This window comes from Mesorhizobium sp. (assembly GCF_004962925.1).
GTDB lineage: Bacteria > Pseudomonadota > Alphaproteobacteria > Rhizobiales > Rhizobiaceae > Mesorhizobium.
Window position 1 is genome coordinate 1 of sequence record NZ_SUEO01000040.1, and the last position, 8446, is coordinate 8446.

At 61.3% G+C, this 8446-nt stretch carries 8 protein-coding genes; 3 read left to right on the top strand and 5 right to left on the bottom strand.

All coding sequences use genetic code 11. From position 1 onward, the window contains the following. A partial coding sequence (gene gloB, locus E5W87_RS11000; RefSeq protein ID WP_292396898.1) for a hydroxyacylglutathione hydrolase occupies positions 1-636 on the bottom strand: 636 nt, incomplete at its 3' end. A gap of 97 nt (positions 637-733) precedes the next feature. On the opposite strand from gloB, the gene E5W87_RS11005 reads away from it, so the two are divergent. From E5W87_RS11005 to E5W87_RS11015, 3 genes are all read left to right on the top strand, one after another. Further along, the gene (locus tag E5W87_RS11005; protein WP_292396901.1) at positions 734-1510 is read left to right on the top strand and encodes a methyltransferase domain-containing protein; all 777 of its coding nucleotides are present in this window, start codon (positions 734-736) and stop codon (positions 1508-1510) included. 120 nt (positions 1511-1630) lie between these two features. Continuing rightward, entirely contained in the window at positions 1631-3457 is a 1827-nt protein-coding gene (locus tag E5W87_RS11010) for an ABC transporter ATP-binding protein/permease (protein WP_292396903.1), read from the top strand. A gap of 200 nt (positions 3458-3657) precedes the next feature. Beyond that, positions 3658-4458 (top strand): DUF1194 domain-containing protein, encoded by an 801-nt coding sequence (locus E5W87_RS11015; protein ID WP_292396979.1) that lies wholly within the window; start codon positions 3658-3660, stop codon positions 4456-4458. 13 nt (positions 4459-4471) lie between these two features. Here E5W87_RS11015 and E5W87_RS11020 read toward each other — a convergent pair whose 3' ends face one another. The 4 genes from E5W87_RS11020 to E5W87_RS11035 form a co-directional block, all read right to left on the bottom strand. Next, positions 4472-5404, bottom strand: coding sequence for a glycosyltransferase family A protein (locus tag E5W87_RS11020; RefSeq protein ID WP_292396906.1), 933 nt, complete (start codon positions 5402-5404; stop codon positions 4472-4474). 239 nt (positions 5405-5643) lie between these two features. Next, positions 5644-6636, bottom strand: coding sequence for a glycosyltransferase family 2 protein (locus E5W87_RS11025; protein ID WP_292396909.1), 993 nt, complete (start codon positions 6634-6636; stop codon positions 5644-5646). A gap of 224 nt (positions 6637-6860) precedes the next feature. After that, a complete protein-coding gene (gene metW / locus E5W87_RS11030; protein WP_127288532.1) occupies positions 6861-7475 on the bottom strand; it encodes a methionine biosynthesis protein MetW in 615 nt (204 codons plus the stop codon). Positions 7476-7647: 172 nt separating this feature from the next. Continuing rightward, positions 7648-8446 (bottom strand): homoserine O-acetyltransferase (locus E5W87_RS11035; protein WP_292396911.1); only part of this gene is annotated, 799 nt, incomplete at its 5' end.

Here is an 8446-nt window from a genome sequence, read left to right on the forward strand (position 1 = left end):
CGTGGTCGGCAGCGTCGGCTTGCCATCGGCGCGCAGCGCCTCGATTTTCGCGGCGCGCTCCTTCAGCGCCGGATTGGTCGGGTCGACGGTCAGCGCGAAGCGGGCGTTGGCGAGCGTGTATTCATGGCCGCAATAGACGACCGTCTCGGCCGGAAGTGCCGCGAGCTTTTTCAACGAATCATACATCACCGGCGGCTTGCATTCGAGCAGCCGGCCACAGCCGAGCGCAAACAGCGTGTCGGCGGCGAACGCCACTTTCGACGCCGGCAGATGATAGGTGACATGGCCTGTCGTGTGGCCGGGCGTGGCGATCACGTCGATCCTCTCATCGCCGAGGTGGATGACCGAACCTTGCTCGACGGTTTCGTCGATGCCGGGGATCTTGGCCTTTTCCGCCTCCGGTCCGACGATGCGCAGCTTGAAGCGCTCCTTCAGCGCCAGATTGGCCTCGACATGGTCGACATGGTGGTGGGTGGTCAGGATCATCGTCGGCGTCCAGCCGGTACGCTCGATCGCCGCCAGGATCGGCGCCTCCTCGGGCGCGTCGATGAGTGCGGTCTGACCGCTTTTGGGGTCATGCACCAGCACGCCGAAATTATCGCTGCGGCACATGAACTGTTCGATTTCAACCGGCATGGCGTCTCTCCTTTGTCGCCGCAGACATAGGGCGCTTGCCCGCGGATGTCATCCGCCTTTGTTGAACTTGGACAGCATCGAAGATACCGTCCCGCGCATGCATTCCGATATCGTCGACCTCCGCTCCTTCTATTCGACCACGCTCGGGCGGTTGGCCGAACGCTCGATCACCATGGCATTGTCCTCGATATGGGCTGTTGTGCCCAATGAGCGGCTGGTCGGCCTTGGCTACACCTTGCCGTGGCTGGAGCGGTTCGGCACCGACGCGGAGCGTGTCTTTGCCTTCATGCCGGCGACGCAGGGTGCGGTGGTCTGGCCGGTCACGGGGCCGACCGCAACCGCGCTGGTCTTCGATGAGGAATTGCCGCTGGTCGATGCCTCCATCGACCGCATGCTGCTCGTCCATTCACTCGAACACGCCGAGAACCCGCGCGAGACGCTGAACGAAATCTGGCGGGTGCTGTCGCCCGCCGGCCGCGTCGTCATCGTCGTGCCCAACCGGCGCGGTGTCTGGGCCCGTTTCGAGCATACGCCGTTCGGCAGCGGCCGGCCTTTCTCGCGCGGCCAGCTCACCGAATTGCTGCGCGAAGCAAACTTCACGCCCGCCGCCTGGTCCGATGCCCTGTTTTTCCCGCCATCGCGGCGACGCTTCATGATGCAGCTCCACAACGTGCTGGAGCGCGCCGGCCGCAGGCTCTGGCCGATCTTTTCCGGCGTCATCGTGGTCGAGGCGCAGAAGCGGCTCTACCAGGGCGTGCCGGTTGCCCAGCGCGCCTCTCGCCGCGTCTTCGTGCCGGTTTTCTCCCCGCATGGCGCCACAAGGCTCGGCCGGATAGCGCGGGCCGGGGCCATAACATTGCCGGTCCGTCGATGACATTTTCGTGATCGGAATCGCGCTTTTTCTCACCTATCTGTCGAGGGCGGGTTTGCTACCCGATTGAGTCGACTTGTTCACCGGTTTCAGCACCGCTTTTCGAATTCAAGGACTTCATCAATGGCTGATCATCCGGATGTCGAGGCCAGGGCCAAACCGGTTGCCGCGTCGATCGAGGCCAGCAGCCTGCGCGACCAGCTGGCGACAATCAAGCTGGCGCTGGGCACCTCGCCGATGCGCAAACAATTGGTCTGGGCCAGCATCGGCATAGTCGCCGTCATTGTGGCAACCTCGATCGGGCAGGTCCTGCTCAATCGCTGGAACGAGCCCTTCTACGACGCGCTGGCGCGGCGCGACATGCAGGGTTTCCTGCACCAGCTTATGATCTTTGCCGCCATCGCCGGCGGGCTTGTGGTGCTCAATGTCGGCCAAACCTGGCTCGACCAGATGATCCGGCTGAAGCTGCGTGAGGCGTTGACCCTCGACCTGATCGGTGAATGGATGCGGCCGGCGCGCGCCTTCCGGCTAGCCAACGCCGGCGCCATCGGCGTCAACCCCGACCAGCGCCTGCAGCAGGATGCCGGGCATCTCTCCGATCTTTCTACCGGTCTCGGCATAGGGCTATTGCAGTCGTTTATTCTGCTTGTTTCCTTCGTCGGCGTCTTATGGTCGCTGTCTTCGGGCTTCGTTTTCCACATCGGCGGCTATTCGCTTGCCATTCCGGGCTACATGGTGTGGGCCGCGATCCTCTATGCCGGCACCGCCTCCTGGCTGAGCTGGCTGGTCGGACGGCCGCTCATACGCTTCAACAGCGACCGCTATACGCGTGAAGCGGAGCTGCGCTCCTCGGTGGTCCGCGTCAACGAGAATGTCGATGCCATCGCGCTAGCGCACGGCGAGGCCGACGCGAGACGGCGGCTGGAGTTCGACCTCGGCACGGTGCTGGGCGCGATGCGGCGCATCTACAGCGCCCAGATCAATCTTTCCTGGGTGACCGATACTTATGGCTGGATCACTGTCGTCGCGCCGATCCTCGTCGCATCACCGGTCTATTTCGCCGGCGATATCAGCTTCGGCGGGCTGATGATGGCCGTCGGCGCCTTCAACCAGGTGCATTCCTCGTTGCGCTGGTTCATCAACAATATCGGCGGTATCGCCGATTGGCGCGCCACGCTGATGCGCGTCGCCGATTTCCGCATCGCGCTTGTTGAAACGGATGTGCTGCACGACGCCGAAGAACGCATCACGATCGGCGAAAACCCGAATGGCAGGCTGACATTCGAGAAACTCGAGATTGCGTCGCGGGATGGATGTACGAAGCTAGCCGAGCCCCATGTCGAAATCCGCGCCGGCGAGCGCGTCATGATTACCGGCGATCCGCGCGCCGGCAAGACGTTGTTCTTTCGCGCCATTGCCGGTCTGTGGCCGTGGGGAAGCGGGCGGATCGGCATGCCGGCCGGAGAGGTGCCCGCCTTCGTTCCCCGCAAGCCCTATTTCCCGCTCGGCACACTGCGCGAGGTGCTCGACCACGCCAATGCCGGGGTAAGCGATGCCGAGATCTCGGCGGTGCTTGCCGAGGTCGGTCTCGAGCGTCTGTCGTCCTCGCTCGACCGCTCCGCGCGCTGGGAGCGTGAATTGAGCGATGACGAGCAGCGCCTGCTTGCCTTTGCCCGGCTGGTCCTGCGGCAGCCGAAATGGGTGATCATCGACGAGGCTTTGGACACGTTCGACGGCGCGACGCTGAGGCGGGTGCTGTCGATGCTGGAGGCGCGTCTTGCCGACGCCACGATCCTCAATATCGGCCGTGGCCAGCATAACAGTGAATTCTTTCCGCGCTCATTGGCGATCGTGAAAGACATCGGCCGACCAGCTCTCAAGCCGGTCCGTGTCAGGGCCGGCGCGATCGAGCCACCCCCGGCCGTCGCCGCAGCCTACCAAGAGACATAGCCGGCCATACGCAGCCAAGCTTTATTTCGCCGTGATCGCAGCGAAAGATTGCCGGTATCGTTCGGAAGTCTGCGGCGTTGAACCCATGCTTGACGCGCTTAAAGCGCGCCCCGTTGAAGATATTCATGCGACACGCTTTAAGTCTTTGTTTCTATGCATGTCGTTACCCCAAAACCGCTGTGCACTTTTGGGCGACATGCATTAGCCTGCTTGCCTGCCTTGCCTGCGCTCAGGCAGCGCCACTGGCCGCGCCTGCCGATACCATTGCCGTGGACGTCGAACTGGTGCTGGCGGTCGACATTTCGCACTCGATGGACGAAAGGGAATTCGCTCTGCAGCGCGCCGGCTATGTCGAGGCGCTGCGCCACCCCGACTTCATCAAGGCGGTGCGCTCGGGTGCGAAGGGTCGCATCGCGCTCGCCTATTTCGAATGGGCAGGCACCATCCGCGACGATGCGCTCATTGCCTGGCAGGTCATCGACAATGCCGAGAGCGCCAACGCTTTCGCCGACAAGATCGAGGCCCGCCCGTTCAGGAGTTTTCGCGGCACCTCGATTTCCGGCGCGCTTGCCTTCGGCGCGAAGCTTCTCGGTGGAACCGCTTTCGACGCGACGCGCAGCGTGATCGACATTTCAGGCGATGGCCCCAACAACATCGGCATGCCCGTCACCACGATACGCGACGCCGCGGTGGCAAACGGCATCGTCATCAACGGCCTGCCGATCCTGATCAGCCCGTCGCCCAGCTTCAGCCATCTCGACCAATACTATGCCGAGTGCGTTACCGGCGGCCCTGGCTCTTTCGTGCTGCCGGTCTATGCCGCTTCCGAATTCGTGACCGCCATACGCCGCAAGTTGGTCCTAGAGGTCAGCGGCATTATAGGTCCCAGGGCCGGTCCCGGAACAATCCGGATCGACGCGGCGACACCGGTCGACTGTTTGCAAGGCGAGCGCGGCCGGCGGCTTTTCTCCGATCCATACTTTCCGGAACTTGACCGATGAACCCCTGGTTGGCTCAGGCCGGCCGCGCGCCATATTTGGTGCGGAACTCATCGTAGAGATCACGACGCCAGCGCCGGCCGCCGACATAGCCGCGCAACAGTTGCGGCAGCGAGTAGCCGAGCGCTTTCGACGACCGGTTGGCCAGATAGCCGGCAAATGCCTGCGAAACCCTGCCTTTAATCGTATCGGCGATGATCTGCCGTGCGATCATGTAAGGCGGAATGTCGGGATAGCGGTCGATGATGTAGGGGTGTTTGCAGATCAGGTTTGCGTAGGCTTCGACATAGCCGTCACGTTGTCGTGAAATCGAATTCTCCGAATTGTACTTTTTCCAGTCGACCTCTTCGGACAGTTGCGCGCCACTGCGCCCGGCGAAGCGCAACAGCAATTCGCGATCCTGCATCCGTGCGATGTCGCTGTCATAGCCGCCGATCGCCAGCAAGGCCTCGCGCCGGGCGGTAATCGCCGATCCGGCTATGAAGATCGTCTGCGCGACCAACGCCCTTTCCAGCGTGTTCCGTGTCAGGAACGCGCCGCGGTTGATGCAGTTGCTGCTGCGATCGCCCTTCAGGGACACGAACGAACTGATGAGGACTTCAAGTGTCGGATTCTCCTCGAACCACGCCAGCGTCCGCTCCAGCCGGTTCGGCAAGTAGACGTCGTCGGAATCCAGGAATGTCACCACAGGCGCCCGCGCCCGTTCGATGCCGGCATTGCGGGCGGCGTTGGCGCCTCGCCATTTCGCGCCGACATAGATAAGGCGAGGGTCGCGGATGGCAGCCAGCGCCGCTTCCGTGCCATCGGTCGAGCCGTCGTCGACAACAATGTGCTCGAAGCGGGTAAGGTTCTGCGCAAGCACGCTCTCCACGGCGCGCAAGACCGTGCTGCGCCGGTTGTGGGTCGGCGTGATCACCGTGATGAGTGGAGCAGGGTCCATCTCGGGCATGTCGCCTCAGCTATGCCCCGCGTTCCACAGCCATCGAATAGACCGGATGTTCGTTTCCATACCCGCCCCCAGGATTGCGTTCGATTCGACGCTACAAAAAAGAAGCGATCGTGTCATCACAAAGTATTGAGGCGGAACTCGTCGGACATTGGCGAATTCTTGATGCCACGCTAGAGCCGCTTGGTGGCCGCTTCCTAACCCATTCAAAGAAACGACCGAAATCACGAACGCGGCGGCACCTAGCTATGTTCGACATAGTCAGGCACGACTTCGATTTCGTCGCCAACGAGACCCGCAGCGAAACTGAATTGGCCCCAAAACGCCAAGCTGTAGAATGCCAGACCGACAATCAGGGAAAATGGAATTTGCCAAAGCGGCATGCCTGTCTGGCGGGCATGGCCGATTACGCGTCGCATTGTGCGCCATGACATGGTGCACCATCGGCTGAACGACTTCACAATCCGCTGCATGCGGCTCGGCGACTTCAGTTCCACAAACTTCCGGTCGGCATCTCGGCCCGTTACCAACGCGCGCCAGCAAAAGAACCGCCAACCACGTGGCGAGTAATGATAGACCCGGGCATTGACGTTCAGAATTCTATGGCCTTCACGTCGAAGTTCATGCGTCAGCAGAGTGCATGAAACCTTGAATCCATTGTGTTTCGCAAAAGGATGGCTGACAATCCAGTCGCGTCGAAAGGCACTGTTATTGGCGTTGATCGCTCGCTTGGAAGCAAATCGTGCATCCCCCTGAGGCATAGGGAAAAACCAAATCAGCGCGAATGTCCTTGAAAAGAAATCATCGTATGAAAGATATGTATATCCGTTCACGCAAATAATTTCAGGGTCCTGAAACGGGGCAAGAAGAGTCGTGAGCCAGCCCGGTTCTGCCACGGTATCCGAGTCCATGAAGATGACGATATCTCCATCAGTTGACAGGATGCCGTTGTTCTTGAGGTCGTAATATCGACCGCCTGGGCAAGCGGTGAAGATCAGGTCGGCAACCCGTTCCAACTGCGGCGCTTCGTTTGTGAAACTGCTACGCAGCGAGGCGGCATCCGCATCTCGCCCGCCGTGGGAGATGACAACCTGCGGTCTTGCAAAGCCAGCTGAGGAAACCGCGGCGATTTCTCGAGCCAAGGCAGTCAACCCAACGCCGATCTCGTCCCAGTCGATCGACTTGGCGTTATCCATTTCCACAACGAGTGAATAGGTTGGCTGTCCTTCAACCATCTTTGCACCAAAAATTTACCAGAGGCCAAGCGACTATAGTCGTCGCGGCCCGCGAAGATACTGGTTCCGGTTGGTTATGCAAAGGCACGCCCGCTGATCAAGTACACTGCAATCGTTCGTACCGACCTGAGTTCGTGTCCATGTCTTAGCCCGTCGGTAAATCGGCTTGCAACAGCCTCCGGCACTTCAACCGTCAGAGGGGCCGAAGAAGGGGCGAACAACAGCTATCGCTTCAGCAAGAATACCGCTTGCTGGCCAAAGAAATTCCAGAACCACCATGGCATCGAGAGGCCGATTTTCTGACCATTGGCGTCGAGCGCAGTTGCCTTTTCCACCGTTGCGCCGAGTTCATCGCAGAGATTGACGAAGTCGCGGATGGTGCAGAAATGGATGTTGGGGGTATCGTACCAGGAATAGGGCAGGTCCTTGGTCACCGGCATCCGCCCGTCGAGGAACAGCGAAAGGCGCACCCGCCAGTGGCCGAAATTGGGAAAGGAGACGATGGCGTGCTTGCCGATCCTGAGCAGCTCGTCGAGCACCAGCTTCGGGTTGCGGGTCGCCTGCAAGGTCTGCGACAAGACGACGAAGTCAAAACCCTTGTCGGGATAGAATTTGAGGTCCTTGTCGGCGTCGCCCTGGATGACGGATAGGCCGCGCGCCACGCATTCGTTGACACCACGTTGCGACAGTTCCATCCCGCGGCCGTCGACCTGCTTCGTCGCCTGCAGCAATTCGAGCAGCAGACCATCACCGGAGCCGACGTCCAGCACCCGCGCCTGCGCCGGAATGAGACCGGCGACGACTTCGAGGTCGACGCGCTGGGCGTGGTTGACACTCATGATCGTGCCTTTTGCTTGGCGCATGACCCCGGTCCGAAAAGTCTGCAACTTTTCGGGGTCATGCGCTGATGCTTGGCGCATGATCCCGGTCCGAAAAGTCTGCAACTTTTCGGCGTCATGCGCGAATGCCTGGCGCATGATGCCGATTCGGAAGGCCTGCAATCCTCAGAGGTCATGCGCTGAGCCCCCTGGCGCGGGCCGCCGAGGCGATGAAGCCGTTGATGGCGGCAAACAGTTCCGGCTCGTCGAGCAGAAAGGCATCGTGGCCGCGATCGGTCTCAATCTCGACGAAGGACACCGAGGCGCCGGCCGCGTTCAGCGCATGGACGACCGAGCGGCTCTCCTCGGTCGGGAACAGCCAGTCGCTAGTGAAGGAGACCAGGCAGAAACGGGTCTTGGTGCCGGCGAAGGCGTCGGCCAGCCGTCCGCCATGGTCGGCGGCGAGGTCGAAATAGTCCATCGCCCGGGTCATGTAGAGATAGGAGTTGGCGTCGAAGCGGTCGACGAAGGTCATGCCCTGATGGCGCAGATAGCTCTCGATCTGGAAGTCGGCGTCGAAACCGAAGGTGAGCGCTTCACGATCCTGCAGGTTGCGGCCGAATTTCCGGTGCAGGGCCGCTTCCGACAGATAGGTGATGTGAGCGGCCATGCGCGCCACAGCCAGTCCCTTTTCCGGGCGCTTGCCTTGTTCGAAATATTTGCCGCCGTGCCACTCCGGGTCGGCCATCACCGCTTGCCGGCCGACCTCATGGAAGGCGATGTTCTGCGAGGAATGGCGGGCGCCGGTGGCGATCGGCAGCGCCGAGAAAACGCGCTCCGGATAGCTCGACGCCCATTGCAGCACCTGCATGCCGCCCATCGAGCCGCCGAGCACCGAGAACAGTTTTTCGATGCCGAAATGGTCGACCAGCATCAACTGCGCTCGCACCATGTCGCGGATGGTGATGATCGGCAGGTCGAGCCCGTAGGGC

Excerpts from the sequence above, each read along its gene's own strand:
- E5W87_RS11025 (WP_292396909.1), bottom strand. The coding sequence starts at position 6,636 with ATGGTTGAAGGACAGCCAACCTATTCACTCGTTGTGGAAATGGATAAC.
- E5W87_RS11010 (WP_292396903.1), top strand. The coding sequence starts at position 1,631 with ATGGCTGATCATCCGGATGTCGAGGCCAGGGCCAAACCGGTTGCCGCG.
- metW (WP_127288532.1), bottom strand. The coding sequence starts at position 7,475 with ATGAGTGTCAACCACGCCCAGCGCGTCGACCTCGAAGTCGTCGCCGGT.
- E5W87_RS11005 (WP_292396901.1), top strand. The coding sequence starts at position 734 with ATGCATTCCGATATCGTCGACCTCCGCTCCTTCTATTCGACCACGCTC.
- E5W87_RS11020 (WP_292396906.1), bottom strand. The coding sequence starts at position 5,404 with ATGCCCGAGATGGACCCTGCTCCACTCATCACGGTGATCACGCCGACC.